The organism is Aeromonas sp. 600527, assembly GCF_049175415.1.
Classification (GTDB): domain Bacteria; phylum Pseudomonadota; class Gammaproteobacteria; order Enterobacterales; family Aeromonadaceae; genus Aeromonas; species Aeromonas veronii_A.
The window spans coordinates 97603-124485 of sequence record NZ_JAAKVA010000003.1 but is presented as its reverse complement, the minus strand read 5'-3'; the positions used below and the strand labels follow the sequence as shown (position 1 = coordinate 124485).

General features: G+C 59.2%; 27 protein-coding genes, 1 other RNA gene and 1 riboswitch. Of the genes, 20 read left to right on the top strand and 8 right to left on the bottom strand.

Annotated features, from left to right (window positions below; all coding sequences use genetic code 11):
* Positions 1–34: 34 nt before the first annotated feature.
* Both G5154_RS06345 and G5154_RS06340 read left to right on the top strand, forming a co-directional pair.
* Complete coding sequence (locus G5154_RS06345) at positions 35–661, top strand: class I SAM-dependent methyltransferase (RefSeq protein ID WP_337926474.1); 627 nt, start codon at positions 35–37, stop codon at positions 659–661.
* Complete coding sequence (locus G5154_RS06340; RefSeq protein WP_421250547.1) at positions 645–1706, top strand: HNH endonuclease; 1062 nt, start codon at positions 645–647, stop codon at positions 1704–1706. Before G5154_RS06345 ends, G5154_RS06340 begins: the two co-directional genes overlap by 17 nt.
* A gap of 75 nt (positions 1707–1781) precedes the next feature.
* Here G5154_RS06340 and ssrA read toward each other — a convergent pair.
* Positions 1782–2141, bottom strand: a transfer-messenger RNA (tmRNA) gene (gene ssrA, locus G5154_RS06335).
* Between the two features lie 166 nt (positions 2142–2307).
* On the bottom strand, positions 2308–2796 hold the full coding sequence (gene smpB, locus G5154_RS06330) for an SsrA-binding protein SmpB (RefSeq protein WP_005334498.1): 489 nt from the start codon (positions 2794–2796) through the stop codon (positions 2308–2310).
* Positions 2797–2965: 169 nt separating this feature from the next.
* Here smpB and G5154_RS06325 point away from each other — a divergent pair, with 169 nt between their 5' ends.
* Both G5154_RS06325 and G5154_RS06320 read left to right on the top strand, forming a co-directional pair.
* Complete coding sequence (locus G5154_RS06325; RefSeq protein WP_005334496.1) at positions 2966–3400, top strand: SRPBCC family protein; 435 nt, start codon at positions 2966–2968, stop codon at positions 3398–3400.
* Positions 3393–3740, top strand: a complete 348-nt coding sequence (locus G5154_RS06320; protein WP_058059898.1) for an RnfH family protein — start codon at positions 3393–3395, stop codon at positions 3738–3740. Before G5154_RS06325 ends, G5154_RS06320 begins: the two co-directional genes overlap by 8 nt.
* Positions 3741–3821: 81 nt before the next feature.
* Here G5154_RS06320 and G5154_RS06315 read toward each other — a convergent pair whose 3' ends face one another.
* Together G5154_RS06315 and fadE are read right to left on the bottom strand one after the other, a co-directional pair.
* Positions 3822–5096 (bottom strand): amidohydrolase, encoded by a 1275-nt coding sequence (locus tag G5154_RS06315; RefSeq protein ID WP_245095414.1) that lies wholly within the window; start codon positions 5094–5096, stop codon positions 3822–3824.
* A gap of 178 nt (positions 5097–5274) precedes the next feature.
* Entirely contained in the window at positions 5275–7731 is a 2457-nt protein-coding gene (gene fadE, locus G5154_RS06310; RefSeq protein WP_335833844.1) for an acyl-CoA dehydrogenase FadE, read from the bottom strand.
* Between the two features lie 256 nt (positions 7732–7987).
* Between fadE and lpcA the strand changes: the two genes are divergently transcribed.
* The 3 genes from lpcA (at position 7988) to G5154_RS06295 (ending at position 10167) form a co-directional block, all read left to right on the top strand.
* Positions 7988–8566, top strand: coding sequence for a D-sedoheptulose 7-phosphate isomerase (lpcA, locus tag G5154_RS06305; protein ID WP_005334485.1), 579 nt, complete (start codon positions 7988–7990; stop codon positions 8564–8566).
* Between the two features lie 164 nt (positions 8567–8730).
* Complete coding sequence (locus G5154_RS06300) at positions 8731–9540, top strand: class II glutamine amidotransferase (RefSeq protein ID WP_227340991.1); 810 nt, start codon at positions 8731–8733, stop codon at positions 9538–9540.
* A 291-nt stretch (positions 9541–9831) separates the two neighbouring features.
* Positions 9832–10167, top strand: a complete 336-nt coding sequence (locus tag G5154_RS06295; RefSeq protein ID WP_421250546.1) for an Hpt domain-containing protein — start codon at positions 9832–9834, stop codon at positions 10165–10167.
* Positions 10168–10206: 39 nt separating this feature from the next.
* On the opposite strand, the gene G5154_RS06290 is transcribed toward G5154_RS06295, so the two are convergent.
* Entirely contained in the window at positions 10207–11121 is a 915-nt protein-coding gene (locus G5154_RS06290; protein WP_227340990.1) for a gluconeogenesis factor YvcK family protein, read from the bottom strand.
* A gap of 113 nt (positions 11122–11234) precedes the next feature.
* On the opposite strand from G5154_RS06290, the gene G5154_RS06285 reads away from it, so the two are divergent.
* Together G5154_RS06285 and G5154_RS06280 are read left to right on the top strand one after the other, a co-directional pair.
* Positions 11235–12419, top strand: coding sequence for an FIST signal transduction protein (locus G5154_RS06285; protein ID WP_421250545.1), 1185 nt, complete (start codon positions 11235–11237; stop codon positions 12417–12419).
* Between the two features lie 17 nt (positions 12420–12436).
* Positions 12437–14533: an ATP-binding protein gene (locus G5154_RS06280; RefSeq protein WP_421250544.1), complete on the top strand. Its 2097-nt coding sequence runs from the start codon at positions 12437–12439 to the stop codon at positions 14531–14533.
* 249 nt (positions 14534–14782) lie between these two features.
* On the opposite strand, the gene G5154_RS06275 is transcribed toward G5154_RS06280, so the two are convergent.
* From G5154_RS06275 to narQ, 3 genes are all read right to left on the bottom strand, one after another.
* Complete coding sequence (locus tag G5154_RS06275) at positions 14783–15358, bottom strand: LON peptidase substrate-binding domain-containing protein (protein WP_005334473.1); 576 nt, start codon at positions 15356–15358, stop codon at positions 14783–14785.
* A gap of 103 nt (positions 15359–15461) precedes the next feature.
* On the bottom strand, positions 15462–16100 hold the full coding sequence (narL, locus tag G5154_RS06270; protein WP_216979212.1) for a two-component system response regulator NarL: 639 nt from the start codon (positions 16098–16100) through the stop codon (positions 15462–15464).
* Positions 16100–17812, bottom strand: a complete 1713-nt coding sequence (gene narQ / locus G5154_RS06265; RefSeq protein ID WP_421250543.1) for a nitrate/nitrite two-component system sensor histidine kinase NarQ — start codon at positions 17810–17812, stop codon at positions 16100–16102. The genes narL and narQ overlap by 1 nt, the downstream gene beginning before the upstream one ends.
* 78 nt (positions 17813–17890) lie before the next feature.
* A riboswitch (molybdenum cofactor riboswitch) is annotated at positions 17891–18031 on the top strand.
* On the opposite strand from narQ, the gene moaA reads away from it, so the two are divergent.
* The 11 genes from moaA to moaD all read left to right on the top strand — a co-directional run bounded on the left by moaA (position 18019) and on the right by moaD (position 26882).
* Complete coding sequence (gene moaA / locus G5154_RS06260) at positions 18019–19014, top strand: GTP 3',8-cyclase MoaA (protein WP_421250542.1); 996 nt, start codon at positions 18019–18021, stop codon at positions 19012–19014. Its footprint overlaps the riboswitch before it by 13 nt.
* A gap of 239 nt (positions 19015–19253) precedes the next feature.
* Complete coding sequence (gene napF, locus G5154_RS06255) at positions 19254–19796, top strand: ferredoxin-type protein NapF (protein WP_201907391.1); 543 nt, start codon at positions 19254–19256, stop codon at positions 19794–19796.
* Between the two features lie 29 nt (positions 19797–19825).
* Positions 19826–20080 carry a chaperone NapD gene (locus G5154_RS06250; RefSeq protein WP_041234405.1) on the top strand — a complete coding sequence of 85 codons (255 nt, stop codon included), beginning with the start codon at positions 19826–19828 and terminating at the stop codon, positions 20078–20080.
* 101 nt (positions 20081–20181) lie between these two features.
* Positions 20182–22671, top strand: a complete 2490-nt coding sequence (gene napA, locus G5154_RS06245) for a nitrate reductase catalytic subunit NapA (RefSeq protein ID WP_421211639.1) — start codon at positions 20182–20184, stop codon at positions 22669–22671.
* 16 nt (positions 22672–22687) lie between these two features.
* Positions 22688–23425, top strand: coding sequence for a ferredoxin-type protein NapG (gene napG, locus G5154_RS06240; protein WP_201907395.1), 738 nt, complete (start codon positions 22688–22690; stop codon positions 23423–23425).
* Positions 23422–24297 (top strand): quinol dehydrogenase ferredoxin subunit NapH, encoded by an 876-nt coding sequence (napH, locus tag G5154_RS06235; RefSeq protein WP_216979208.1) that lies wholly within the window; start codon positions 23422–23424, stop codon positions 24295–24297. The genes napG and napH overlap by 4 nt, the downstream gene beginning before the upstream one ends.
* Complete coding sequence (locus G5154_RS06230) at positions 24297–24752, top strand: nitrate reductase cytochrome c-type subunit (RefSeq protein WP_421211642.1); 456 nt, start codon at positions 24297–24299, stop codon at positions 24750–24752. Before napH ends, G5154_RS06230 begins: the two co-directional genes overlap by 1 nt.
* Before the next feature lie 11 nt (positions 24753–24763).
* Positions 24764–25357 (top strand): cytochrome c3 family protein, encoded by a 594-nt coding sequence (locus G5154_RS06225; RefSeq protein ID WP_216979206.1) that lies wholly within the window; start codon positions 24764–24766, stop codon positions 25355–25357.
* A gap of 242 nt (positions 25358–25599) precedes the next feature.
* Positions 25600–26106 (top strand): molybdenum cofactor biosynthesis protein B, encoded by a 507-nt coding sequence (gene moaB, locus G5154_RS06220; RefSeq protein WP_005344126.1) that lies wholly within the window; start codon positions 25600–25602, stop codon positions 26104–26106.
* 9 nt (positions 26107–26115) lie between these two features.
* Positions 26116–26640 (top strand): cyclic pyranopterin monophosphate synthase MoaC, encoded by a 525-nt coding sequence (moaC, locus tag G5154_RS06215; RefSeq protein ID WP_421250541.1) that lies wholly within the window; start codon positions 26116–26118, stop codon positions 26638–26640.
* Positions 26637–26882, top strand: a complete 246-nt coding sequence (gene moaD, locus G5154_RS06210; protein WP_005353453.1) for a molybdopterin synthase sulfur carrier subunit — start codon at positions 26637–26639, stop codon at positions 26880–26882. The genes moaC and moaD overlap by 4 nt, the downstream gene beginning before the upstream one ends.
* The last annotated feature ends 1 nt before the right edge of the window (position 26883 follow it).

The window sequence follows — 26883 nt, the reverse complement described above, 5'->3', positions numbered from 1 at the left end:
ATTATTTTACTTCCTTTTCCGTTTGGAACGCATTGTGTCCCTCGACTACTACCAGTGCCATGCCACCGAATTGGCGACTCGTTACCAACAGGTATCTGCGCGCGCCGTTCACGGCGACTGGCTCACTCTGCTGGAGCCTTGGCTTTTGGCTGCACCGCGCAGGGTGCTTGATGTGGGGGCTGGCAGTGGTCGGGATGCTGCGTTTTTAGCCGAGCTCCATCAGGGCAACACTGTGGTCGCTGCCGAGCCCTGTCAGGCACTTGCTGCGCAGGGGCAATGTCATACCCGTGAGGCAGCGGTGGCGTGGGTCAATGACGCTATGCCTGCTCTCTCTCGCGTGACCGGTACTTTTGATCTGATTTTGCTCAGTGCTGTCTGGATGCATCTACCCCCGGAGTCTCGACCCTTGGCTCTGGCACGTCTTCATGAGCTGCTCTCACCAGACGGCTATCTGGTACTGAGTCTTCGCCTGACTGTGTCGGAGCTGGAGATGCGGGAGCGAGCCATGTATCCGGTAGCTGTCGATGAAGTGGAGCGGCTTGCATTGGCGGAGGGGATGACACTGCTCCATGTGTCAGAACCACAGGGGGATGCCTTGGCGCGTACCGGGTTGAGTTGGCAGAGTCTGATCCTTGGGAGCGAGCATGCACGCCTCCTCTGAGCAACAACTCGCTTTTATTGCCTATCTGCAACGCATCTTTACCGAAGGCGACTTTGTTGCCACTTACAAGTGCGCCTTGCTTCACGGGATTGCAGATATTGCAATTGAGCGCAGTACCGAGACCCATGAGCTGATGGCGGCGCGCACTATTACGCTGGACGAACTGGCCACCAAGTTTGTGGAGCTCTATTGGCAGCACAGTCTGCCCTACTCGGCGACGGGAGAAACGGCCACCTTGCTCAAACAGAGCAGCGGTCGTCAGGCCATCATGCTGACGGAGTTGTCGCGGCTGCGTGAAGAGGGTGTCCGCTCGGTGACTACACTGCGTCGTCACGACGCCTGGCGGCCTCTTCTTGCCCGAGTTCGGCGGATCCTTGTTGAGGGGCCCTTGTGGCGTCTGCAGATCCTGGGTGGGCGAGAGGAGTGTCACCTCTATCCTCATCAAAGGGGCGCGGATCATATCTGCCTTAACCCCGGCATTCTCTACTGTCTCCACCGCTTTTACGATCTGGTGGTCTCCCTCTCTCGACAGCATTGGTTACAGCTTATCTGCGACATCAAGGGTAATCAGCCACTGATTGGCCCCAGTGTGGGGTTGGAGAATTTTCTATTTGGTTCAAGCCGTCAGGCGCTGGGGCGAGTAGGAGAGGTATTGAGGGACTTGCAGGGGGGAACCTGTTTTTACTGTAACAAGGCGATACACGGGAGTGGTGAGGTAGACCATTTCATCCCCTGGCGTCGTTATCCAATCGATTTGGGCCACAACTTCGTACTGGCACACGCCAACTGTAACCGGAGCAAACGGGATTTTCTCGCCGCTCCCGAGCACAGGGATGCCTGGTATGAGCAGAATATCCTGACCCACGGGGTGTACCTCACGGGCGAGCTGGCTCCCTTGGTGAGCGTCGATGCAGAGCGTTCTACCGCCATCGCAACCTGGGCCTATCAGCAGGCAGTCCGTGAGCATGCCCGGTTGTGGCGAGGTATTGACCAGTTTGTGGACGTGACCGCCCCCAGTGCAGATATTCCCCTGCGCTTTCTATGAGACGTTGAGGCTTTCACCCTGGATAAACTCGATAAAAAAGGGCCACCTCTTGCGAGGTGGCCCTTTCCAAACGTTTGGTGGAGCTGGGGGGATTTGAACCCCCGTCCAAAATTACTACATCCTTGGCACTACATGCTTAGTCACTCTTTACATTCGCCAACCCGCTGCGGAGAGACACGCCACGAATTGACTAGCTCGATTGGTTTTAATGCTTCCGCCCCGAGCAGGACTTCCACACGGTCCTGTGAAGGATGACCTTCCGATTCCCTAGGACACAGGCAAGCTAGGGTAGAAGGGCTCTATGCAGGTTATTAAGCTGCTAGTGCGTAGTTTTCGTCGTTTGCGACTATTTTTTTGCGGTTTATTAACGAGGCCTACCGCACCTCGGCATGCACCTTGGGTTTCGTGAATCTTGTCGAATCCAGAATCAGCCCCAAGTTGTTAATTGCGATTGTACGCAAAAATGCTGTCATAGCAAGGCGTTGATACCCATTCCCTCTGGCAGCCAGTCTGTTTGCCGATTTATTGTACGCAGCTGAACCTGAAGAGCCAGCTGCGCTGGGGGAAGGTGAACTGACGTCCTGATCCTGCCAGTAGCAGGTTAGCCGCGATGCTTGTTCTTCATGATGCGGGCTTTTTCCCGATCCCACTCGCGGGCCTTGGTATCTTCGCGCTTGTCGTGCTCTTTCTTGCCCTTCACCAGGCCGATCTCGACCTTGACCCAGCACTGTTTCCAGTAGAGGGCGAGGGGAACTATGGTGTAGCCCTGACGGGCAATCAGGCTTTCGAGCTTGTCGAGTTCACGACGGCTCAGCAGCAGTTTGCGGGTGCGGGTCGGGTCACATACCACATGGCTGGAGGCCGCTTGCAGTGGCAGGAAGCTGGAGCCGAACAGATAGGCCTCGCCATCGCGGAAGATGACATAGGCTTCGCTGATGTTGGCCTTGCCCGCCCGCAGGGATTTGACTTCCCACCCTTGCAGGGACAGACCCGCTTCGATCTTCTCTTCGATGAAGTATTCGTGGCGCGCGGTTCTGTTGAGTGCAATGGTGCTGGACCCGGCTTTGTTTTTACTGTTTTTTTTGCTCATGACGGGCGATTTCCGGCAATGACTAGGAGGCTCGTATTATACGTAGGCAGGGGCGGCTGTAAAACGCGCAGCAGGTCAAGTGGTGGCTTTCTGAGCGGTTTGGCTGAGGTTTTACCTCCACAACCCCAAACATGGTGATAAAATCGCGCCGATTGGATGAGGAAAAGCCATGCCCCGAATTACGCGCAGTGCCCTGGTGATGTTCAGTGCAGAACAGATGTTCAAGTTGGTTAACGATGTGGATGCCTATCCGCAGTTTTTGCCCGGCTGTGTTGGCAGCCGTGTCCACGAGGCTGGCGATGACTACATGATGGCGTCGGTCGATGTGGCCAAGGCGGGGATTGCCAAGACCTTTACCACCCGCAATCAGCTGGATGTGAACCGCCAGATCAGGATGGAGCTGGTGGATGGCCCGTTCCGCAAGCTGGCGGGCTGGTGGACCTTTACCCCGCTCGATGTCGACGCCTGCAAGGTGGAGTTTGATCTCGATTTCGAGTTTACCTCCAAGCTTATCGAGGTGGCATTTGGTCAAGTATTCCGCGATCTGGTGAGCTCCATGGTCTCCGCCTTCTCCAACCGGGCGAAGGAGGTCTACGGTGTCTGACCAGCTCAATATCGAGGTTGTCTATGCCTTGCCGCAGCAGCAGACGGTGATTGCCCTGCGGGTGGCGCCCGAGACTTGCGTGCTGGCGGCCATCGAGCAGTCCGGCATCGTGCAAAAGCACCCCGAGATTGACTTGTCGGTCAACAAGTTCGGTATCTACAGCCGCCCGGTGAAAGGGAGCGAGCCGCTGCACGACGGCGATCGCATCGAGATCTACCGTCCACTCATCGCCGATCCCCGCGAGATGCGCAAAAAGCGGGCCGAGAAGGCCAAAGAGGAGGGGCGAGCCGATAGCGTGACCGGTGGTCGCCCCGATGTGCATCGCAAACTCCGCGAGTAGCGCTCAGGTTTTTCTTGCAGAAAAAAGGCGCCGAGGCGCCTTTTTTTGATCCCGTTAGCCGGTGAGCTGGCCGAGGGGATATCAAGAGAGGGCTGCTTCTGCCACACCCAGCCGTGCGCGTGCCCAGGCGGCCAGCAGCTCGACCCCGCTTTGCATCACCCGCTCATCGAAATCGAATTCGTTGTGATGGTGCGGCGCCGCCAGATCGGCCCCCAGGATGAGGTAAGCCGCTTCGCCCCCCTGCTTTTGCACCCGCTCCATCAGAAAACCGGCATCTTCGCTGGCGCCAAAGCGGCGAGTCTGGATGGTGGCGAGCCCTTGCTTGCGGGCCAGCGCCGCCAGCTCGGCCTGCAGTGCCGGGCTGTTGTCGAGGGCAATAGCCTCGCCCTGTTTGATGATGCGGTAGGTGACGCCGTGGGCGAGGGCAGTCCCTTCGACGATGCGCTGTACCTGACTGAACATATAGTCGTTGAGCGTGCTGTCGGCGCCGCGGGTTTCACCGCGCAGCTCGGCGTGATCGGGGATGACGTTGCGGCCGCTGCCAGCGTGGAGCTGGCCGACGTTGATACGGGTCATGCCGTCGCGGTGGCGGGGAATGCCGAGCATGGCGGTGGTGGCCATGCAGGCGGCTGCCAGCGCATTGCTGCCAGCGTTGGGTTCGAGCCCTGCGTGGGCGGCGGAGCCCATAAAGTGGACGTCGAACTTGGTGGAGCAGAGGAACTCGGTGGGGTTGATCACCAGCTCGCCGCTGCCAGCGTGAATACCGATATGGAGCGAGAGCAGGGCATCCACGTCATCGAGTGCCCCCCCGGCGGCCAGCGCCTTGCCACCGCGGCACCCCTCTTCGGCGGGCTGGAAGAAGAGCTTGATGCGGCCGCACAGCTGCTCCTTCATCGCCATCAGGCTGCTGGCCAGCCCCATGCCGATGGCGGTGTGGCCATCGTGGGCGCAGGCGTGCATCCACCCCTTGTTGTGGGAGGCAAAACCCTCCTGCTGCGGCTGGTGCTGTTCGGCATCGGACTCTTCCACCTCCACCGCGTCGATATCGAAGCGAAAGGCCAGGGTCGGGCCGGGACGGCCGGTATCCAGCTCCCCCATCAGCCCGGTGACATCGCCGATCCGCTCCAGCCAGTCGGGATGGGCTCCCTGACGGCGGGCACGAGCCTTCTCGGCCGCCACATCCACATCACGCCCCATCATCAGATTGCTGGCCAGCAGTTTGTCGCCGAGCACAATGCGATAACCGAGCTCGCTCAGGTGGTGGGCAATCAGGCTGGTGGTGCGAAACTCTTTCCAGGCGGCTTCCGGCAGGCGGTGCAGGTCGCGGCGCCACAGGATCAGGTGCTCAAGGGTCATCTTGGCTTCCTTGGTGATTCGATTTGTCGGCTATTGTGCCTTTTTTCCCGGCTGACCACACGGGGCCCGCAGCTGGTCGGGGGAGCTGTGAGTGCAAGTGGTGGCTGCGGGGGTCGTGAAAAGTGGTGAGCGCCCATAAAAAACGCCTCCACAAGGGAGGCGTGTCGATAGCTGGTTATCAGGCCGCGTGATGGTAAGCGGAGGCTTCAAACAGCTTCTTGTTGGCCACCAGATCGATGGGGTCAAAATCATCGACGTTGATGGTGCGCAGGCGACTTACCTCGGCGCGGCGCAGCAGCTCGGCTTCGCTCTGGGTCAGTACGCCAGCGGCCAGGCCAATGTCGGCCACCTTGTCCAGCGCCAGGAAGGGGCGCTTGATGCCATCAGCCTTGCAGACTTTCTCGAACAGCGGCTCGGCGGACAGTACGTCATCGAGCGCCTGCTCCAGCAGACCGAAGGGGTTGCCCTCTTCGCGAGTCAGGTATTGCCCCTTGGCCAGGCGGCTGCGGGTTTCGCTCGGGGTTTGCAGCAGGCGGGCCACTTGCTGGTCCAGCTTGTCGCACGGACGGTTCAGGTCACGGCCAAGCGGCAGCACCACGGCGCGAAGGGCCAGACCAATCCAGCGGTTCGGGAAGTTGCGAAGCAGCTCGTCGATCGCCTCTTGTGCCTTGAACATGGCATCTTGCAGTGCCCAGTGCAGCAGCGGCAGATCGGCCTGCTGGCGTCCCTCATCCTGATAGCGCTTGAGGGCACTGGAGGCCAGATAAAGCTGGCTCAGCACGTCGCCAAGACGGGCGGAGACCCGCTCCTTGCGCTTGAGCTCGCCACCCAGGGTGCCCATCGCCATGTCTGACAGGAACGCCAGGTTGGCCGAAAGGCGGGAGAGCTGCTGGTAGTAGCCCTTGGTCTGATCCTTGTACGGTGAAGCGGCAAAGCGGGCGCCGGTGATACCGAGCCAGAAGCTGCGCACCAGGTTGCTGATGGCAAAGCCGACGTGGCTGAATACTGCCTTGTCGAAATCTTTCAGCGCCTGCTCTTTATCCGGGTGGCTGGCAGCCAGCATCTCCGGCAGTACATACGGGTGGCAGCGGATAGCGCCCTGACCATAGATGATCATGCTGCGTGTCAGGATGTTGGCCCCTTCTACCGTAACGGCGATGGGCGCACCCTGATAGCCACGGGCCAGATAGTTGTTGGGGCCCATGCAGATGGCTTTGCCGCCGTGGATGTCCATGGCATCGATGATGCACTTCTGGGCACGGTCGGTGAGGTGGTATTTGACGATGGCGGAGATGACCGAGGGCTTCTCGCCAAGGTCGATGCCGGTCACGGTCAGGTTGGCTGCGGCGCCCATGATGTAGGCATTGCCACCGATGCGGGCCAGCGGCTCTTCAATCCCTTCCATCTTGCCGATGGGCAGCTTGAACTGGCGACGGATGCGGCTGTAGGCACCGCTTGCCAGGGCCAGCATCTTGACGCCGCCGGTGCTGTTGGAGGGCAAGGTGATGCCGCGACCGACCGACAGACACTCGACCAGCATGCGCCAGCCCTGACCGGCCATGGCCGGGCCACCGATGATGAAATCGAGCGGGACGAACACATCCTTGCCCTGGGTCGGGCCGTTCTGGAACGGCACGTTGAGCGGGAAGTGGCGACGGCCAATGCCGACCCCCTTGATGTGTGTCGGGATCAGCGCACAGGTGATGCCGAGCTCTTCCTCTTCACCCAGCAGGTGCTCGGGGTCACGCAGTTTGAAGGCGAGACCCAAGACGGTGGCGATAGGGGCGAGCGTGATGTAGCGCTTGTTCCAGGTGAGGCGCATACCGAGCACCTCTTTGCCTTCCCACTCGCCCTTGCAGACGATACCGAAGTCGGGGATGGAACCGGCGTCCGAACCTGCCTCCGGGCTGGTCAGGGCGAAGCAGGGGATCTCTTTGCCTACCGCCAGGCGGGGCAGGTAGTAATCTTTCTGCTCGTCAGTGCCATAGTGTTGCAGCAGTTCGCCCGGGCCCAGCGAGTTGGGTACGCCGACGGTGGAGGCGAGCACGGCGCTGGCGCCGCACAGCTTTTGCAGGACACAGGACTGGGCGTAGGCAGAGAACTCCAGACCGCCATATTTCTTCTTGATGATCATGGCGAAGAACTTGTTGTCCTTCAGGTATTGCCACACCTCGGGGGAGAGATCCGCGCGCTCGTGGGTCACTTCCCAGTCGCTCACCATGCGGCACACTTCCTCGACCGGGCCATCCATAAAGGCCTGCTCTTCGGCAGAGAGGGTGCTGACCGGAATGGCGTGCAGCTTTTTCCAGTCCGGGTTGCCCGCGAACAGATCGGCTTCCCACCAGGTGGTGCCCGCTTCAATCGCCTCTTTCTCGGTGCGGGACATCTCCGGCATGATCGATTTGTAGATCTTGAACAGCGGCTTGGTTATTTGATTGCGGCGAAATTCCACCAGATTGAGCGGGATGGCGATCACCGCGAACAGCGCCCATACCAGCAAGGGCACATGACCATAGATGGCGCCAAGCACCAGGGCGGCGCCGGTGACCAGGGTGGAGATGAACAGGGATGCCCGGCGATAGGCCAGGGCTCCGATAACCAGGATCACCCCGAGCAGAGTGAGGGTCGTCGTCATTGCTTGCTCCTTGCGTGTATAAATGTGCCAACTTGGTGTAACTCATCCAGAGGTCTGACCTGTTGGATATGGCCCCTGTTGTAATTCATACGCACAAAGTTATCAAGCTGTTTACATCTTCATTACCTTCTCTCTGTGATCCCCATAACGCTCACGCGCCGCCAGCGCTGTGGCTCGCAGGGGGGCGACTGTGCGATTCGCTTGTGCGAGAATAGCCGCGATCTACAAGCACACTAAAAACAGTGGAAGAGACATCATGTACCAAGAATTGATCCGCAATGAACTGACCGAAGCTGCCAGCGTGCTGCAGGCCTTCCTGGCTGATGAGCAGAACCTGAAAAACATCGAAGCGGCCGCCAAACTGCTGGCTGACTCTTTCAAGGAAGAGGGCAAGGTGCTCTCTTGTGGCAACGGTGGTTCCCACTGTGACGCCATGCACTTTGCCGAAGAGCTGACCGGTCGCTATCGCGAGAACCGCCCGGGTTACGCCGGTATCGCCATCTCCGATCCGAGCCACCTCTCCTGCGTCTCCAACGACTTTGGCTATGACTATGTCTTCTCCCGTTACGTAGAAGCGGTCGGCCGCCGTGGCGACGTGCTGCTTGGTATCTCCACCAGCGGCAACTCCGGCAATATCCTGAAAGCCATCGAGGCTGCTCGCGCCAAGGGGATGAAAGTGATCGCCCTGACCGGCAAGGATGGCGGCAAGATGGCAGGTCTGGCGGATGTCGAGATCCGGGTTCCGCACTTTGGCTATGCCGACCGTATTCAGGAAGTGCACATCAAGGTGATCCACATCCTGATCCAGCTGGTCGAAAAAGAGATGGCCAAGTAATCAGGCTGTCACTACCAGACAAGGGCAACGCCGGTAGCATGGTTCGCCATCGGCCGGTTGTTGCCAGTCACAGGGGAAGGGATTGCGCCTTCCCCTGCTGTCTGTCGAACCAGCGTGCTGGTCGAACATGACACAAGCCAAATCATGAAAGGAGTCTGCCGGATATGTGCGAACTGCTCGGCATGAGTGCCAATGTGCCGACCGATATCTGCTTCAGCTTTACCGGGTTGATGCTGCGCGGCGGCAAGACCGGGCCCCACAAGGATGGCTGGGGGATCACCTTTTACGAAGGGAAGGGCTTTCGCACCTTCAAGGATCCCGAGCCCAGCGCCCAATCTCCCATCGCCAGACTGGTACAGGCGCTGCCCATCAAGAGCTGCGCCGTGGTCAGCCACATTCGGCAGGCCAACCGTGGCTGCGTGTCACTGGAAAATACCCACCCCTTTACCCGTGAGCTGTGGGGCCGTTACTGGACCTTCGCCCACAACGGTCAGCTGACCGGTTACAAGAAGCTGCCAACCGGTCGCCACCGTCCGGTAGGGGATACCGACAGCGAACACGCCTTCTGCTGGCTGCTCGACCGGTTGGAGCAGAAGTACCCCAAGCGTCCTGCAAACTTTCCCGCCATGTTTCGCTATATGGCCACCTTGTGTGATGAGCTCAGGGGGCTTGGGGTATTCAACATGCTGCTCTCGGACGGGGAGTATGTGATGACCTACTGCAGCAATAACCTGCACTGGCTGACTCGCTGCGCGCCTTTTGGCGAGGCGAGTTTGCTGGATGAAGAGGTGGTGATCGATTTCCAGAGCGAGACCACACCCAACGATGTGGTGACGCTGGTCACGACGCGGCCGCTGACCGGCAATGAGAACTGGATCAAGATGGCCCCCGGCGAATTCAATCTGTTCCGGCTTGGGGAGCGGGTGGCGACCAATCGGGTTGCGCTTGGGCAAGATAAAAAAATACCAGGGTAGATACCTACCCTGGTTCTTCGCAGCAGCCATAAAAGGCAAAAGGGATGAGAGGTGTTGCTGAGCATCATCACTCTGACGGCATTGAGTGTTGATCAATTGTTAATTTGTGGCAATCAAGTTGTTGTCTTGACGGGCGTTTGAGCATCGCTATTTCGATACGGATCACATTTTTTGCCACTTTATTCCCTGAGTCATCCAATCGGGTGCTTCATCACTGCCTGGTCGTGAGCCACGACATCGAAAACTATCTATAGTATGGTCTGTTTGAATACCGTTCTGGAGGAGCCTCGAATGGAGTGGGTGGATCGCAAGGTGTTGCAGCAGCTGGCAGAGGATATCGGTCCGGATATGCTGCCCGTGGTCATCGCAGTCTTTATTGAAGAGGTGGGCGAGCAGCTGAGTCAGCTCAGACCCCTCTATGAACAGGGAGAGTGGGAGGCGCTGGCTCGGGTGGCGCACAGCATGAAATCATCCTGTGGCAGCTACGGCGCCATGCCGAGCTATCAGCAGGTGATGGCGCTGGAGATGGCCAGCAAGCAGGCCGATGTGGCCGAGGCAGAGCGCCAATTGCAACTGCTGGAGGCCTCCTTGCCCCAAGTGCTCACGTTTCTTGCCGATTATCAGTAACGGCGCCATGCAGGGATGCCGGGGCGCCGTGACCGTTGCCTAACGCTGGTTGAGCAGTTGCTGGATGATCCGGTCCAGCGCCAGTTTCAGCTTCAACCGATCATGCCGATGGGGCAACTCAAGCTCGCCCAGCTCGGCTTCGATCACACGCCCTTGCCAATCCCCCGCATCACCCGCGCCTTGTGGGGCCAGAATGGCATCCAGCCGACCCTGACCGACCCGGCACTCCAGCCAGCGACACTGACTCATCAGATCCAGCTGGCTGGCTGGGCCGTTTTCCGCCACCAGATTGCAGACGAAAACCAGCATGGCGCTGCTCTCGTTGATGGCCTGTGCGATCTCGGCCAGCAGCAGTGGCGGCATGATGGAGGTGAGGAAACTGCCCGGCCCCAGAATGATCATGTCCGCCTGCTGCAATGCCAGCACCGCTTCCCGGGTCGCTTGCACCTCCGGCATCAGGCCGAGGGAGAGGGGCGGTGTTGCCAGTTGATCGATGGATACCTCTCCCAGGATCTGGGTGCCACACTCCATATGGGCGCAGAGATCGGTGGGAAATTCAGACATGGGTAGCAATTGTGACTCGATTTTGAGCATGTCACTGATCAGCTTGATAGCATCAAGAGGACGGACACAGAGATTATCGAGCGCCAGCAGCATCAGGTTGCCAAGGTTGTGGCCCGCCAGCTCGCCTTTGCCGGCGAAGCGGTATTCGAACAACAGGCTGCCGATGCTGGGATCGGTGACCAGCTGGTTCAGGCAGTTGCGCAGATCGCCCCAGGCGATGCACTCCTGACTCTTGCGCAGGCGTCCGGTCGAGCCGCCATCATCTGTGGTGGTGACGATGCCGGTGAGCCGTTGACCGAGAAACGAGAGGGACGAAAGCACTCGTCCCATGCCATGGCCACCACCGATGGCAACGACCCGATCGAAGTCATTGATGTTTTTTTGCCACATATGGGCGTCCTGTCATTGGTCTCAGTTGACCGCTATGTTAGCAAGCGAAGCGAGATAATTGTTTGATAAAGGTATGATTTTTGCTTGAGGCTGCCATTCGATAAAACAAGGAGATGGTGTTGAAATTTCTGACCGTTCACTCCCTCGCCCAGAATTCATCGCTGGCGGCCCAAGATATCTGCGCGCAGCTGCGCCACCATGCCGATCAGGCCCCCTCCCTGCTGTTGCTCTATTTTACCCAAGCCCATGAGGGGGCGATACTGCGCGACGCGCTCAAATGCCAGTTCCCGACGACCCGCCTGCTTGGGTGCAGCTCTTGCGGTGGTGTCATGACCGATATGGGACACCACGCCCGAGACGGATATGGGCTGGCCGTTGCTGCTCTGTACGATGAGAAAGGGGCATTCGGGGTAGCCGGTGCCAGCGGTGACGGGGTGGATGTGCGGCAGTTGCTGCGCCGAGCCATGAGCGACTGTGGTCGACCGGGCGAGCTGCCCCAGCTGATCCTGTTTCATGCCAGTCCCGGCAAGGAGGAGGGGCTGCTGGCCGGAATCGAGGCAGAACTCGGTGCCTCGGTGCCGGTGGTCGGTGGATCCGCGGCTGATAGCAGCGTCAGCGGTGACTGGCAGCTCTGCTGGGATGAGGCGGTGGCTCAGGATGGCATCGGTCTGGCGGTGCTCTATCCCGATTGCCAGCTGGCTTTTCAGTTTCACTCCGGTTATGTGCCTGCCGAATTCAGTGGTGAGATCACCGCCTGCAACGGGCGGGAGGTACTCACCATCGATCACCAGCCTGCTGCCGAGGTCTATGCCCGCTGGTGCGGTCGCGAGCAGCCCTGGCCGGTGGGGGCGATTTTGCGGGAGACCACGCTCACCCCGCTGGCCCGTCAGGTGGGAGCGCTGGATGGCATTCCTTACTACAAACTCTCCCACCCCGAAGCTGTGACCGAACAGGGCGGGCTGCGGCTCTTTACCGATGTGGTGCAAGGGGAGCGTCTGCTGTTGATGTACAGCAGTCAGGAAGGGTTGTTGCAGCGCAGCCTCAATGCCATGCGTATCGAGCCAGGGTATGGGGTCGACGTGGAATTGCAGCCTATCGGCGCTCTCATCATCTTTTGTGCTGGTTGTCGTTTGGCACTAGGTGATATGTTGTGCCAATTTGTCGAGCAGAGCCAGGCTCGCCTCGGCAAGATCCCTTTTATCACCCCCTTTACCTTCGGCGAGCAGGGGCGGCTGCCCAATGGCGAGCTGGCCCACGGCAACCTGATGGTATCGAGTGTGATCTTTCTGACCGCTTGAGCAGAGCAGGATACAAGATGATTGGCAACAGTGAATTGGAAGCCCTTGGCGACAAACTGCAGGCGACCCTGGTCGATCTTATGCGCTGTCGTGAGCGCGAGGCCAAGTATCGTCATGAATCCCATACCCTGCTGAAAGGGGTGGCCACACTGGCTGATGCCAAAACGCTGGAGCAGGTGCTGGAGAGCCTCATTCAAGTGCTCAAGCCCTTTATTGGATTTGAACATGCGGATGTGGTGGCCTGGAGTGGGGAACAGGGCATCACCCACCTCAGTACCGAGCCGGAACAGTGCGGTCGCAGCTGGGTGATGACCCCGGCCTTTGCTCGTGCCATTGCCGGAGAGACGTTGGTGATCTATGACCCGTTCCAGTTGCCTGAGCTGGCACCGCTGGCGAACAAGCCGGGCTGGGCCAGCCTGATGCTGACCGGGCTGCAGGCCCCCGGCTTTACCGCCGTTATCCTCTGTCGGCACTCACTGGCCGGCTCCTTCGATCTGACCAGCAAGGCCGCCATGGAGCGTTGCCGTCCGCTTATCGCCCAGGCATTGGTCAACATCACCTATCGGGCCCGTTTGCAAGAACAGGTCGCAGTGAAAACCGAGGCGCTGCAGGCCAGTGAACGCCGTTTTCGCAGTTTTGCCGCCATGGCCTCCGACTGGTTCTGGGAGACGGATGCCGAACATCGGCTCAGCTATGCTTCCGAGCCAGGTTACCTTGACGATATGACCCCGCTGGCGACCCGGCCAACCCTCTATGACTATGTTTGCAACAAGCAGAGCACCGAGTCACAGGTATATCTTGAACTATTGGAGAAGCGTAAACCGGTCCGGGCTGTACGCATGCAGGTTGCGATGCTCGATGGCCCACGCTGGATGGAGGTGAGTGCCGAACCCTGTTTTGATCATGAAGGGACTTTTACCGGATATCGTGGTACCGCACGTGATATCAGCCACCAGATCCGCCGTGAAGAGGAGCTGGCCCGCGCACGGGATGATGCAGAAGCGGCCAACCGTGCCAAATCCCAGTTTCTCGCCATGATGACCCACGAGATCCGCTCCCCCATGAATGCAGTGCTGGGGATGCTCGACCTGGTGCTGCACGCCGAGCTGGCTCCCGAGCAGAAGCAACTGCTACGCCACGCAACCCACTCGGCGCGATTGCTACAGACCATCATCGATGACGTGCTCGATTTTTCGAAAATCGAGTCGCAAACCCTGGTGTTTCGCTGCGAGACCCTGCAACCGATCCAGTTATGCCAGTCCATTATTGACCCTTTGCAGAGTCGTGCTGAATCCAAGGGGATTGCACTGAACTATCGGGTAGATGAGGCTGTCCCTGCCGAGTTGCAGGGGGATCCGATGCGCCTTTCTCAGGTGATGGGCAATCTGCTGGACAACGCCCTCAAATTTACCGAGCAGGGGGAGGTTAATCTACATCTGGGCTGGCAGGATGAGAGATTGCGGGTCTCTGTCTCCGATACCGGGATAGGGATCGCCAGGGCAGATCTACCCACCTTGTTTGAGCCCTTCTCCCAGGTTGATAATTCTGCGACTCGCCGCTTTTCCGGTACTGGGCTAGGCCTTGCCATCAGCAAGCGACTGGTGACCCTGATGGGGGGAGAGATCCACCTGAAGAGTGAGCCGGGCAAGGGAAGCTGTTTCTGGTTCGAGCTGCCGGGCATGGCACTGCCTTGCCATTGCCAACCCCTGCGAGAGGAGAGTGATCAGCCCTTGTTGCCACTGGACGTACTGGTGGTGGAGGACAGTCCGGTCAACCAGCTGGTGGTGTCGCTGATGTTGCAGAAGATGGTGAGAAAGGTACGGCTTGCAGCCAACGGACTTGAGGCTCTTGCAGAGGTGGATGAGCAGCAACCTGATCTGATCCTGATGGATATGCGGATGCCGCTGATGGATGGACTGGAGGCGACGAGACGATTGCGTGAGCTTGGTTACACCATGCCCATCATTGCATTGACCGCCAATGCCATGGCGGAGGACAAGGCGTGCTGTTTGGAACAGGGGATGGATGATTTTCTCGCCAAACCCATCACCTTGTCGCGGCTGAGGGAGTGTTTAAAGCGTCACTTTGGTCAGCGGTTACCGACACGCGGATAAAAAAAATGGTCAACTTTGTGGGTTGACCAGTTCTTCAGCAAATACTGAAGAGAGCACGGGATAAATCGGGTTGTATCAATCTACATGAAAAATCTGTGCCAACTTTATTGGGACTCTTTTGTGTTCAATTTTGGCCGTTCAGCGCAGCGGCTCTCTCTTGTTATGGCGTTCTGCGTTCCTACTTACTCGCAAAATGCGAATTTCAAATTTTCATTCTTGGAATAATTGCATTTTGCAACGCTGTTTTTGTCATTGTGAAATCAGGCGATGCAGAAATTTACGGGCCGCTTCGCTGTTTTGTTTGGCAATCAGCATCTGCTTTTCATAAATCGGCATCGGCAATATCTCGAGCCAGCGTTGGCAGAGCCAGGCGGCATCTTCAAAGCGTTTGTCCGGATAGAGTTCATCAAGCTCCGGATACTGCTCGAACACTTCCCGCAGGCGATTGACCAGCAGCTTGTCGTTGAAATCGGAGTGGGTGCTCGGCCAGTTGGGCAGCATCTCCACCTTGGCGCGGCGCAGGCCCATCTCGTCTGTTTCCATCTCGTGGATACAGAAGCGCTCCAGTCCTAGCACCGTCACCCCCAGCAGGCCATCATTGAGGGTGTAGAAGTCGGTCACCTTGACCCGGGTGCCCACCGGCAGAATGCGGCCGGATTGTCCCGAGGTAGTCGACTCTTCCATCACGATGCCAAAGCCCTGATCGTTGATGAATGACTCCTTGAGCATCTGCAGGTGGCGTGGCTCGAACAGACGCAGAGGAAGCTTGCCGCCCGGCAGTATGTGGGAAGGCAAGGGGAACAGTGCCAAAGGTTGTAGTTTCATGTTCCATCCTCCATTGAGTAGTTGCTGAATATGACAATGCAGCGACTGTGCCAGAGAATGAAAAAAGCCACCGGAGGGTGGCTTTTCGGGCGGTTGAGCGCGCTTAGTTGCGCTGCTCCAGATACATGACAGCCGCTTCCACGCGGCTTTGCGCCTCGAGTTTCTTCAGCAGGCTCTTCACGTGAACCTTGACCGTTCCCTCGGAGATATGGAGTACCGAGGCGACCTGTTTGTTGGAGAGGCCTTTTGCAATTTCGCGCAGGATTTGCATTTCGCGACGCGTTAAGCTTTCCAGCTTCTGCTGCAGGTGATCCAGCTCGTAGATGTTTTCGAGATAGGGGCGCAGCGGTTCGCTCAGGATCTGCTTGCCGGTCATCACGTCTGCCAGTTGGGCCAGCAGCAGGTCAGGCTCGGTATCCTTGAGCAGGTAGCCATCGGCACCCGCCTTGAGCAGGGCCACCACATCCTGACGGGCATCGGATACGGTGAGGATCACTACCCGGGAGGTGATCTCCTCAGCGCGCAGCGCCTTGAGGGTGTCGAGGCCGGAGAGCCCCTTCATGTTGAGATCGAGCAGGATCAGATCCGGCTCGGACTCTTTGGCCAGTGCCACGGCGTCTGTGCCGTTGGAGGCTTCACCGGTCACTTCCATGTTATCTTCCAGAGCCAGCAGCTGCACAATCCCTTTGCGCATGAGGGGATGGTCGTCTACGACCAGAACAGTGTATTTCATCTCGTCCATCAGGCGTCTCTCGTTAGACTGGTGGGAAAGGTCAGATGCACGCGGGTGCCTTGTGGCTGCTGTTCGCTGATGGTCAACAGTCCATGCAGTTTGCTTGCTCGCTCGTTCATGATGCTCAAACCGTAATGGTTGATCGCCGAGCTGGCAAGTCCGATCCCGACACCGTCATCTGAAATTTGAACCTCAATGTTACCACTGGCGAGGGTCTCACAGCTAACATCAATCACTTGCGCGTTGGCGTGTTTGATGGCATTGAGTACTGCCTCACGGATCAGCTGCAAAATGTGGATATGCTGGCCTGCCTCCAGGTCGTTGTCGGCCAGTCCGTAATGGAACCGGATCTCGGCCTGGGTCTGGGGCTGTAGCTGATCGAGCATTACCCGGATTGCTTCCCCCAGATTGGCATCCCCTATGGTGAGGCGGAAAGTCCCGAGCAGCTCGCGCAATTGGGTATAGGCATTGCTGAGCCCCTCGTCGATCTGCAGCATCGCCTCCTGCGCCTTATCATGCTGCCCCTTGGCGTAAGAGCGCTTGAGCAGGGTGGACTGGATCTTGAGATAGGAGAGGGCCTGCGCCAGCGAGTCGTGCAGTTCTCGTGCGATCACCGCCCGCTCCTCCATCAACAGCAGTCGTTGCTGTTGCAGCAGGGTCTGATCTTTGTGCAGCACTTGGGCCAGCAGCATAGTGAAGTTTTTGATCAACCGTTCGTCGATAGGGTGCTGACTGATGATGTCGAGGCGGCCGAACTCCTGTTCATCCATCTGTAGATAGAAGCTGGCGACCGCATCGAGATCGCCGGGCCAGCCGGTGCGCCCCGAGATGTAGACCGGCATGGCGTTGTGTTCGAAGCGGGTCAGCCGGATATGGTCGATATGCTGGTGGGCGGCGGCGCGGTCCAGCAGTTTGATGAGGGTACGGGTACTGAGTGGAGCAGCGTGCAGCTTCTGGGCGGTCGAGTAGAGAAACGAGAGGGTGTCATTGGCCTGTTGCAGCTTGGAGGTTTTCTCTTCCACCTTGTTTTCCAGCTCCCGATAGAGCTTGCCCAGCTCGTCGGCCATGGTGACGAAGGCGCGCGACAGCTCCCCCAGCTCGTTTTCGCCGTGGGCGGGCAGCTTAAGATCGAAATCCTGCCGCTGGATTTGGCGGGCGCAGTAGACCAGCTGGTTTAGGGGGGCGACCACCTGCTGGCGGGTGAAGCGCACCGTGAACCAGGCGATGGTGATGATGGCGAGCAGGCCGAGCCCCTCCGCAAGTGCCAGCATCCGCACCTTGAATTCCACGTGGTATTGCATCTGATTGACGAAATTGTCGATGGCCGCCACAAACTGCTCGGTGTTATCGGTGTAGCGTCTGGGGGTACGATCCTCAATGTGCTGGCGCATTACTTCCCATTGGCTGAGCACCTCGCCATAGGTGCGACGCAGAGAGGCAGGTGTGATCCAGCGTTGGGTCTCCTGTAGCTCCGCAGCATGAAGTGTCTCTTCAAACTGGGAGAGGCGCCCCAGCACGCTGTCGCCCCGCTCGATTTCGTAGGCCATCCGGTAGGCCTGCATCCGCAGCGAACCGGAGAGGTTGATCGCCTTGGCATCGGGTACCGAGTAGAAGAGGGTGACCATGGCGACCAGCGCGATCAGGCTGGCCATGAAGAGGATCAACACCATGGCGCGGCCAATGGCACTGCTGACCGAATGGACCCTGAACCGTTTTCCCATACTGATGCGCACCTCTGGATAGTGATAAAGACCCCGCAAGATGCGTGGGAGTGTACTCCAACTTGTGTTAGCATCGAAAAACTAGATGAACTCCGAGCGGTTTTGCCTAAGTCCTAGCGATAGGGGGAAACCAGCCGTCAGCCGACGTTCGAGCTGTAAGGGTCAGGAAAGAAATGCCCTGGCCTCCCGTATTTGGAAAGGTGTTTATGTTGCCACTTGAAGATGGTTTTTCCCGTCGTTTTTACTATTTGCGTCTGTCAGTGACCGATGTGTGCAATTTCCGTTGCACCTATTGCCTGCCTGACGGCTATCGCCCCCCCGAAGGTCACAAAGCGGGGCGTCAACCCTTTCTCTCGATTGACGAGATCCGCCGTGTGGTCAGCGGTTTTGCCGCCATGGGCACCCGCAAGGTGCGCATCACGGGGGGCGAGCCCTCCCTGCGCCGCGATTTCACCGAGATCGTCAGGGTGATTGCCTCTACCCCGGGTATCGAGAAGGTCGCCATGACTACCAACGGCTATCGCCTCAAGGAGCGGGCTCAGGAGTGGTTTGATGCAGGACTCAATGCGCTGAATGTCAGTGTCGACAGTCTCGACCCGCGCCAGTTTCACCAGATCACCGGTGAGAACAAGCTGGCCGAAGTGATGGAGGGGCTCGAAGCAGCACTGGCCGCCGGTTTCAAATCGGTGAAGATCAATGCGGTGCTGCTCAAGGGGCTCAACGACTACCAGCTCGATGCCTTTCTGGGCTGGATCAGGCACAGGCCCATCGAGCTGCGCTTTATCGAGCTGATGCAGACCGGCGAGATGGATACCCTGTTTCGTGACCACCATGTCAGCGGCGAACAGATCAAACAGCGCTTGCTGGAGAGCGGCTGGGTGCAGCAGTTGCGGGGCACGGATGACGGTCCGGCGCAGGTCTTTATGCACCCTGATTCGCAAGGTGGGGTGGGGCTCATCATGCCCTATAGCAAGGATTTCTGTGCCGGTTGCAACCGGCTGCGGGTCTCCTCGCTGGGGAAGCTGCATCTTTGCCTGTTTGGCGACAACGGCATTGACCTGCGGGATCTGCTCGGCGCAGATGGGCAATCTGATGAGCTGCAACAGCGCATTCGCGCGGCACTGGCGGGCAAGAGTGCCACCCATCGTCTCCATGAGGGCAATGCCGGCATCACTCCTCATCTCGCCTCGATCGGCGGATAACCGCAAAAAATCGCCAACGATTAAATAGCAATCCTCACATGGAGGTATTTTAACCGATACCTCCATTTTTATTGCGCTGCAAGGCTTTGATCTGGCGCAAGAATCCCCCCTGTTTATCTCCCTGGTGGTATATCCCTTACCTTGTCAGGGCCGCAATATACACCCACTCTTATAATTGGTATCAAGAATGCCAATCATGGACTCGCACTGTCCCCTTCTTCACCAGAACAGGAGTCAACATGCCGGATGAGATCGATCTTGCCCGCCGCGGCCTGTTCCGGGGGCGGCTGAGAACCGCCGAACCGCCGGTGCAGTTGCCCTGGTCAGTCAACTGGTCGGCATTTGTCGCCGACTGCACCCGCTGCGGGGATTGTCTGGCCGCCTGTCCGGAGCAGATCCTGGTGAATGGCGAGGGCGGTTTTCCGGTGGTCGATTTCCAGCGTGGCGAGTGCACCTTCTGCACCGAGTGCGTCACGGTCTGCAAGGTGCCCCTGTTTCGCCTGACCAGCGAGTCCCCCTGGCACTATAAGGCCCATATCGAAGCCAACTGTCTGGCCAATGGTCAGGTGTTCTGCCAGCGCTGTCAGGACAGCTGCGAGCCCAATGCCATTCGCTTTATTCCGGTGCTGGGGCGCGTGCCCACCCCGACGGTCGAGCCGGATCGCTGTAACGGCTGCGGCGCCTGTGTGCAGGATTGTCCGGTTGGCAGCATCAAGGTCGACGGGCGAGCCGCCCCATCCGGTGGTGCGAGCCAGTACACCCTCAAGCAGGAGTCAGAATGAGTCAGAAGCCGTGTGACACAGAAGCCACAATGGATCAGGAGTTCCATGTATCGAGTCTGGTGGTGCTGACCCAGCCCCCCTTGCGCCATCAGCTCGCCGGGCAGATTGGCGCCTTGGAAGGGGCCGAGATCCACGCCGTCAGTGACGAGGGCAAGCTGGTCGTGACCCTGGAAGGTCCGAGCCAGCGACCGATCATGGCGGCCATTGATGCGATACAGGCGATGCCGGGTGTGCTCTCAGCCGCCCTGATTTACCACCAGTTCGATGAACTGGGCGATCACTGAAAAGAGTGATGGGATGCCGGGCGTGCCCTCTACCGCTGATGGCTGGCTCCCGTTCGACAGATTCGACAACTATTACGCGATAAGCAATGTGAGGATATGCCATGAAGCTGAGTCGACGCGACTTTATGAAGGCCAACGCGGTAGCAGCTGCTGCTGCCGTGGCCGGTGTCAGTGCCCCCACGCTGGCAGCCAATCTCATCACCAGTACCGACAAGACTGCCATCCATTGGGATAAGGCTCCCTGCCGCTTCTGCGGTACCGGCTGTTCCGTGCTGGTGGGCTCTCAGGATGGTCGGGTCGTGGCGACTCAGGGCGACCCCGATGCACCGGTCAACCGTGGCCTCAACTGCATCAAGGGCTACTTCCTCTCCAAGATCATGTACGGCCAGGATCGCCTGACCCAGCCGATGTTGCGGATGAAGAACGGCCAGTTCGACAAGGATGGCGACTTCGCCCCCATCAGCTGGGATCAGGCGTTCGACATCATGGCCGAGAAGTTCAAGGCAACTCTGAAAGAGAAGGGGCCGACCGCTGTCGGCATGTTCGGCTCCGGCCAGTGGACAGTCTGGGAAGGCTATGCCGCCGCCAAGCTGATGAAGGCCGGTTTCCGCTCCAACAACATTGACCCCAATGCCCGCCACTGCATGGCATCTGCGGTTGTCGGCTTCATGCGTACCTTCGGTATGGATGAACCGATGGGCTGCTACGACGATATCGAGCAGGCCGATGCGTTCGTGCTGTGGGGCTCCAACATGGCCGAGATGCACCCCATCCTCTGGTCGCGGATGTCTGATCGCCGTCTCTCCAACCCGGACGTGCAGGTGCACGTGCTCTCGACCTTTGAGCACCGCAGCTTCGAACTAGCGGACAACGGCATTGTATTTACCCCCCAGACCGATCTGGCGATCCTCAACTATGTCGCCAACTACATCATCCAGAACGACAAGGTGAACTGGGACTTCGTCAACAAGCACACCGTGTTCAAGAAAGGTGCCACCGACATCGGTTACGGTCTGCGTCCGACCGATCCGCTGCAGCAGAAAGCGAAGAACCCGGACAGCGGCGATGCCACTCCGATGACCTTCGAGGAATTCGCCAAGTTCGTGGCGGATTACGATCTGGAGTCCGTCTCCAAGCTCTCTGGCGTACCCAAGGACAAGCTCGAGAAGCTGGCACAGCTTTATGCCGATCCGAACAAGAAGGTGGTCTCTTACTGGACCATGGGTTTCAACCAGCATACTCGCGGTGTCTGGGCCAACAACCTCTGCTACAACATCCACCTGCTCACCGGCAAGATCTCCGAGCCGGGCTCTGGCCCCTTCTCCCTGACCGGTCAGCCTTCTGCATGCGGTACCGCTCGGGAAGTGGGCACCTTTGCCCACCGTCTGCCGGCCGACATGGTGGTGACCGATCCCAAGCATCGCGCCATCGCCGAGCAGATCTGGAAACTGCCGGAAGGCACCATCCCGGAGCAGGTGGGTTACCACGCCGTGCTGCAGGATCGCATGCTCAAAGATGGCAAGCTCAACGCCTACTGGGTGATGTGCAACAACAACATGCAGGCCGGCCCCAACATGAATACCGATCGCCTGCCTGGCTATCGCGACCCGCGCAACTTCATCGTGGTCTCTGACCCGTACCCGACTGTTACCGCCCAGGCCGCTGACCTCATCCTGCCCACCGCCATGTGGGTGGAGAAAGAGGGTGCCTACGGCAACGCAGAGCGCCGCACCCAGTTCTGGCACCAGCAGGTGAAGGCACCAGAAGGGGCCAAGTCCGACCTGTGGCAGCTGATGGAGTTCTCCAAGCGCTTCAAGGTGGAAGAGGTGTGGCCAGCTGAGCTGATTGCCAAGATGCCGGAAGTGAAGGGAAAGACCCTGTTTGATGTGCTCTATGCCAACGGTCAGGTCAACCAGTTCCCGAAAGAGCAGAGCAAGGGGATGCTGAACGACGAAGCCGAGCACTTCGGGTTCTACGTCCAGAAGGGCTTGTTCGAGGAGTACGCCACCTTCGGTCGTGGCCACGGTCACGATCTGGCACCGTTCGATCAGTACCACGAAGCGCGCGGTCTGCGCTGGCCTGTGGTAGATGGCAAAGAGACCCTGTGGCGCTATCGCGAAGGGTTCGACCCCTATGTGAAAGCGGGCGAGGGAGTGCGCTTCTATGGCAAGCCCGATGGCAAGGCGGTCATCTTCGCCCTGCCGTTCGAGCCCGCCGCCGAGTCGCCCGATAAAGAGTACGATCTGTGGCTCTCCACCGGTCGCGTGCTGGAGCATTGGCACACCGGCACCATGACCCGTCGGGTGCCCGAACTCTATCGCGCCTTCCCGGATGCGGTGCTCTTCATGCACCCGGACGATGCCAAGGCTCGCGGCGTGCGCCGTGGTGAAGAGGTGATTGTCTCCTCCCGCCGTGGCGAGGTGAAGACCCGTGTCGAGACCCGTGGTCGCAACCGTCCGCCGAAAGGACTGGTCTTCATGCCCTTCTTTGATGCCAGCCAGCTGGTCAACAAGCTGACCCTGGATGCCACCGATCCGCTCTCGAAAGAGACCGATTACAAGAAGTGCGCCGTCAAGGTGATGAAGGCTTAAGGCGGGGGAGTGCGAGATGAGTCGTAGTCGTCGCCAGTTTCTGGCCGACATGGCCAAGGGGGCCTGCGGTGTGGGCCTGCTTGGCGTGGGGCTCGGTGGCGTGGCCCGCCAGCAGGCGCAAGCTGTGCCTGCCCAGGCGCTGCGCCCGCCCGCCGCTCTCGATGAAACAGAGTTCCTCAGCGCCTGCGTGCGTTGCGGGCTCTGCGTCGAGGCGTGCCCCTACGACACTCTCAAGCTCGCCCGGCTGTTTGACCCTGTGACCACTGGCACCCCCTATTTCAAGGCGCGTGCCGTGCCCTGCGAGATGTGTGATGACATCCCTTGCGTGGTGGCCTGTCCGAGCGGGGCGCTGGATCAGCAGATGACCGACATCGATCAGGCCCGGATGGGGGTGGCAGTGCTCATCGATCACGAGACCTGTCTCAACTATCTGGGTCTGCGCTGCGATGTCTGTTATCGGGTCTGCCCGCTGATTGACAAGGCGATCACTCTTGAGCTGCAGCATAACCAGCGTACCGGCAAACACGCCATGTTCCTGCCCACGGTACACAGCGATGTCTGTACCGGCTGTGGCAAGTGCGAGCATGCCTGCGTGCTGGAGGAGGCAGCCATCAAGGTGGCGCCACGCCAGCTCGCCAAAGGTGAGCTGGGTCATCACTACCGGCTCGGCTGGGAAGAGAAGGCCAAGGCGGGGAACAAGTCGCTCATCGGCGACAGGCTCACCCTGCCCACCCGCAAACCGGAGGGGTTATGAGTCGTTATCCGGGGGAAGAGGCTCGCATCAAACTGGGTTGGTGGCGTTCCCACCGCTTCCTGTTGCTGCGTCGGCTGAGTCAGTTCAGCGTGCTCGGGCTGTTTTTGCTGGGGCCGCTGGCGGGCATCTGGATCCTCAAGGGCAACCTCTCCAGCTCGCTGTTGCTGGAGACGGTGCCGCTGACCGATCCCCTCACGCTGTTGCAGTCGCTGGCGGCGGGCCACTGGCCCCTCACCACCCTCTGGCTGGGTGCTGCCATTGTGTTGGCCGGTTACTGGCTGGTTGGGGGGCGAGTGTTCTGCTCCTGGGTCTGTCCGGTCAACCTCATCACGGATGCGGCGGCCTGGCTCCGGGGGCGTCTTGGCCTCAAGGGAAATGGCCAGTTCAGCCGTGCGACCCGCTACTGGCTGCTGGCCATGGTGCTGGTGGTGCCAGCGGTGGCCGGGGTAATGGCGTGGGAGCTGGTCAATCCGGTGTCGCTGGCCATGCGCGGTCTGCTGTTTGGCATGGGGGCGGGCTGGGCCCTGCTTGCAGCGCTGTTCCTGTTCGATCTCTTCGTAGTTGAGCGGGGCTGGTGCGGTCATCTCTGTCCGGTGGGGGCCTTCTATGCCCTGGTCAACCGGGTCGGATTTATCAAGATTTCTGCCAAGGGGCGCGAGCGGTGCAACAACTGCATGGATTGTTATGCGGTCTGCCCGGAGCGTCCCATCCTGCGCGGGCCTGTTCATGGTGCCAAGCGAGGTCACGAGCCCTTGATTGCGGCTCAGGAGTGTACCAACTGTGGCCGCTGCATCGATGTCTGCGCGGAACAAGTTTTTGAAATCACTGTAGGTTTTGCCGTCAAGGCAGAAAAAACGTCGGAGAACAAATAATGAAAAAGCTGATTGGAGCAATGCTGGCCTGCCTGATGGCGGGATCCTTGATGGCAGCGGCCCCCGAGATCACCAACAGTACCGGTGGCCTCAAGTCCGAGCGGGGCGCCACCGATCTGGTGACCGATTCCACCGCTGCGCCGCTGAAAAACTTCCGCAAGGATGGCGCGCCCTACGACCGCCAGTACATGCATCAGCCGCCGCTGATCCCCCACGACATTCGCAACTACGAAGTGGATACCAAGGTCAACAAGTGCCTGGCCTGCCACAGCTTCAAGAATGCCAGCGCCATGAAGGCACCCAAGATCAGCCCGACTCACTTCGAGACCCGCGATGGCATGACGCTGGGTGAAGTCTCCCCCCGTCGTTACTTCTGCTTGCAGTGCCACGTGCCGCAAACAGATGCCAAGCCCTTGGTGGAAAATACCTTCAAGCCTGTTGAAGCGCTGAACTAAGGAGCCCATAGATGAAATTACCCGGTTTTGTGCAGCGTCTGTGGACCACCTTCAAGTCACCGTCGAAGGCGGCTCTCTGGGTCATTCTGCTGATGGGCTTCTTCGGCGGCGTGATTTTCTGGGGTGGTTTCAACACCGCCATGGAAGCGTCTAATACCGAGGCCTTCTGTACCAGCTGTCACGAGATGAAAGACAATGTGTTCGAGGAGTATCGCGATACCATCCACTACGCCAACCGCTCCGGTGTACGGGCCAGCTGCCCGGATTGCCACGTGCCCCATGAGTGGACCTACAAGATCATCCGCAAGGTGCAGGCTTCTAAGGAGCTGTGGGGCATGATCACCGGAAAGGTGGATACCCGCGAGAAGTTCGAGGCACACCGACGCGAGATGGCGGAGCGGGAGTGGCAGCGGATGAAGGAGAGCGATTCGCGCGAGTGCCGCAACTGCCACAACTTCGAGTACATGGACTTCTCCCTGCAAGGACAGCGTGCCGTCCAGATGCACTCTGCCAACCTCGGCAAGGAGGGGCAGGCTACCTGTATCGATTGTCACAAGGGGATAGCTCACCAGCTGCCCGACATGACCGGGGTGAAAGGGTTCTGATCCTGCGACGACAGGCCGGGTTTGCCCGGCCTGCGTTTTGTTCATATATGGGACAAGCATCAGATTTGTGTGTCTTTTAAATCCCATATCTCGTGAAACCTTTGATAGAATCAGCCCGCCGTCACACGCTTGAGCAAGTTGGTCACCCCTGTCTGCGTCCGTTTTTGCGCCCTGACAGCTGGCCTCTCATACCCCTTCTCTTCCTGCCTCGTTGACGGCCCATAGCCACAAGGAGCTGCCCGATGGGACAGAAACACAACGCATTTATTCCCCTCAAGATCGCCGTGCTGACGGTTTCCGACAGCCGCACTGCCGCCGATGACAGCTCGGGCGACTATCTGGTCTCGGCCCTTACCGACGCGGGCCATCAGCTGGCCGATCGGGCGCTCTGCCCGGACAACCTGTTTCGCATCCGCGCGCGGGTGAGCGAGTGGATCGCCGATGAGGGGGTGCAGGTGGTACTGATTAACGGCGGTACCGGCTTCAATGAACAGAACCGGGTACCGGAAGCGGTCGGTGTGCTGTTCGAGCGCACCGTACAGGGTTTTGGCGAGATGTTCCGTCAGCTCTCTTTTGCCGAGATTAAAGGCTCCGCCATGCAGAGCCGTGCGCTGGCGGGACTCGCCAATCGCACCCTGATCTGCTGTCTGCCCGGCTCCACCGGCGCCTGCCAGCTGGGTTGGGAGCAACTGATCCGCGATCAGCTCGATGCCCGCACCAAGCCGTGCAACTTTGTCTCCCACCTCTGAGAGCAAACGATGAACCAGACAGATACCAAGCAGACCCAGCCCAACCTGACGCATCTGAACCAGAGCGGCGATGCCCATATGGTGGATGTGACCGACAAGCAGGTAACCGAGCGTGAAGCCCGCGCCGAGGCGTTTGTTGCCATGGCCCCCGAGACGCTGGCGCTGATCCTGAGCGGCCAGCACCACAAGGGTGACGTGTTCGCCACCGCCCGTATCGCCGGCATCATGGCCGCCAAGAAGACCTCCGATCTCATCCCCCTCTGCCATCCGCTGGCCTTGACCAAAGTCGAGGTGGAGATAGTGCCGCTGCCCGAGCAGAATCGGGTGCATATCCGCACTCTCTGCAAGCTCTCCGGCAAGACCGGGGTGGAGATGGAGGCGCTAACCGCCGCGTCGGTAGCGGCGCTGACCATCTACGACATGTGCAAGGCGGTACAAAAGGACATGGTGATCGAACAGGTGCGGCTGGTAGAGAAAAAAGGCGGCAAGTCTGGCCATTTTCAGTTGGGCTCAACGAGCGGGGAACAAGCATGATCAAGGTACTGTTTTTTGCGCAAGTAAGAGAGCTGGTGGCCTGCGACGAGTTGAGCCTGCCGTGCGACTACGCCACCGCCGAACAACTGCGCGCGGCGCTCTGTGAGCGTGGCGACAAGTGGGCGCTGGCGCTGGAAGCCGGCAAGCTCTTGGTCGCGGTCAATCAGACCTTGGTGCCCCTCGATACCCCCATCAATGATGGCGATGAGGTGGCCTTCTTCCCGCCGGTGACCGGAGGTTAAG

Coding starts and splice junctions, on each gene's coding strand:
- G5154_RS06340 (WP_421250547.1), top strand. CDS start 645: ATGCACGCCTCCTCTGAGCAACAACTCGCTTTTATTGCCTATCTGCAA.
- smpB (WP_005334498.1), bottom strand. CDS start 2,796: ATGAGCAAAAAAAACAGTAAAAACAAAGCCGGGTCCAGCACCATTGCA.
- G5154_RS06325 (WP_005334496.1), top strand. CDS start 2,966: ATGCCCCGAATTACGCGCAGTGCCCTGGTGATGTTCAGTGCAGAACAG.
- G5154_RS06315 (WP_245095414.1), bottom strand. CDS start 5,096: ATGACCCTTGAGCACCTGATCCTGTGGCGCCGCGACCTGCACCGCCTG.
- fadE (WP_335833844.1), bottom strand. CDS start 7,731: ATGACGACGACCCTCACTCTGCTCGGGGTGATCCTGGTTATCGGAGCC.
- lpcA (WP_005334485.1), top strand. CDS start 7,988: ATGTACCAAGAATTGATCCGCAATGAACTGACCGAAGCTGCCAGCGTG.
- G5154_RS06300 (WP_227340991.1), top strand. CDS start 8,731: ATGTGCGAACTGCTCGGCATGAGTGCCAATGTGCCGACCGATATCTGC.
- G5154_RS06295 (WP_421250546.1), top strand. CDS start 9,832: ATGGAGTGGGTGGATCGCAAGGTGTTGCAGCAGCTGGCAGAGGATATC.
- G5154_RS06290 (WP_227340990.1), bottom strand. CDS start 11,121: ATGTGGCAAAAAAACATCAATGACTTCGATCGGGTCGTTGCCATCGGT.
- G5154_RS06285 (WP_421250545.1), top strand. CDS start 11,235: ATGGTGTTGAAATTTCTGACCGTTCACTCCCTCGCCCAGAATTCATCG.
- G5154_RS06280 (WP_421250544.1), top strand. CDS start 12,437: ATGATTGGCAACAGTGAATTGGAAGCCCTTGGCGACAAACTGCAGGCG.
- G5154_RS06275 (WP_005334473.1), bottom strand. CDS start 15,358: ATGAAACTACAACCTTTGGCACTGTTCCCCTTGCCTTCCCACATACTG.
- narL (WP_216979212.1), bottom strand. CDS start 16,100: ATGGACGAGATGAAATACACTGTTCTGGTCGTAGACGACCATCCCCTC.
- narQ (WP_421250543.1), bottom strand. CDS start 17,812: ATGGGAAAACGGTTCAGGGTCCATTCGGTCAGCAGTGCCATTGGCCGC.
- moaA (WP_421250542.1), top strand. CDS start 18,019: ATGTTGCCACTTGAAGATGGTTTTTCCCGTCGTTTTTACTATTTGCGT.
- napF (WP_201907391.1), top strand. CDS start 19,254: ATGCCGGATGAGATCGATCTTGCCCGCCGCGGCCTGTTCCGGGGGCGG.
- G5154_RS06250 (WP_041234405.1), top strand. CDS start 19,826: ATGGATCAGGAGTTCCATGTATCGAGTCTGGTGGTGCTGACCCAGCCC.
- napA (WP_421211639.1), top strand. CDS start 20,182: ATGAAGCTGAGTCGACGCGACTTTATGAAGGCCAACGCGGTAGCAGCT.
- napG (WP_201907395.1), top strand. CDS start 22,688: ATGAGTCGTAGTCGTCGCCAGTTTCTGGCCGACATGGCCAAGGGGGCC.
- napH (WP_216979208.1), top strand. CDS start 23,422: ATGAGTCGTTATCCGGGGGAAGAGGCTCGCATCAAACTGGGTTGGTGG.
- G5154_RS06230 (WP_421211642.1), top strand. CDS start 24,297: ATGAAAAAGCTGATTGGAGCAATGCTGGCCTGCCTGATGGCGGGATCC.
- G5154_RS06225 (WP_216979206.1), top strand. CDS start 24,764: ATGAAATTACCCGGTTTTGTGCAGCGTCTGTGGACCACCTTCAAGTCA.
- moaB (WP_005344126.1), top strand. CDS start 25,600: ATGGGACAGAAACACAACGCATTTATTCCCCTCAAGATCGCCGTGCTG.
- moaC (WP_421250541.1), top strand. CDS start 26,116: ATGAACCAGACAGATACCAAGCAGACCCAGCCCAACCTGACGCATCTG.
- moaD (WP_005353453.1), top strand. CDS start 26,637: ATGATCAAGGTACTGTTTTTTGCGCAAGTAAGAGAGCTGGTGGCCTGC.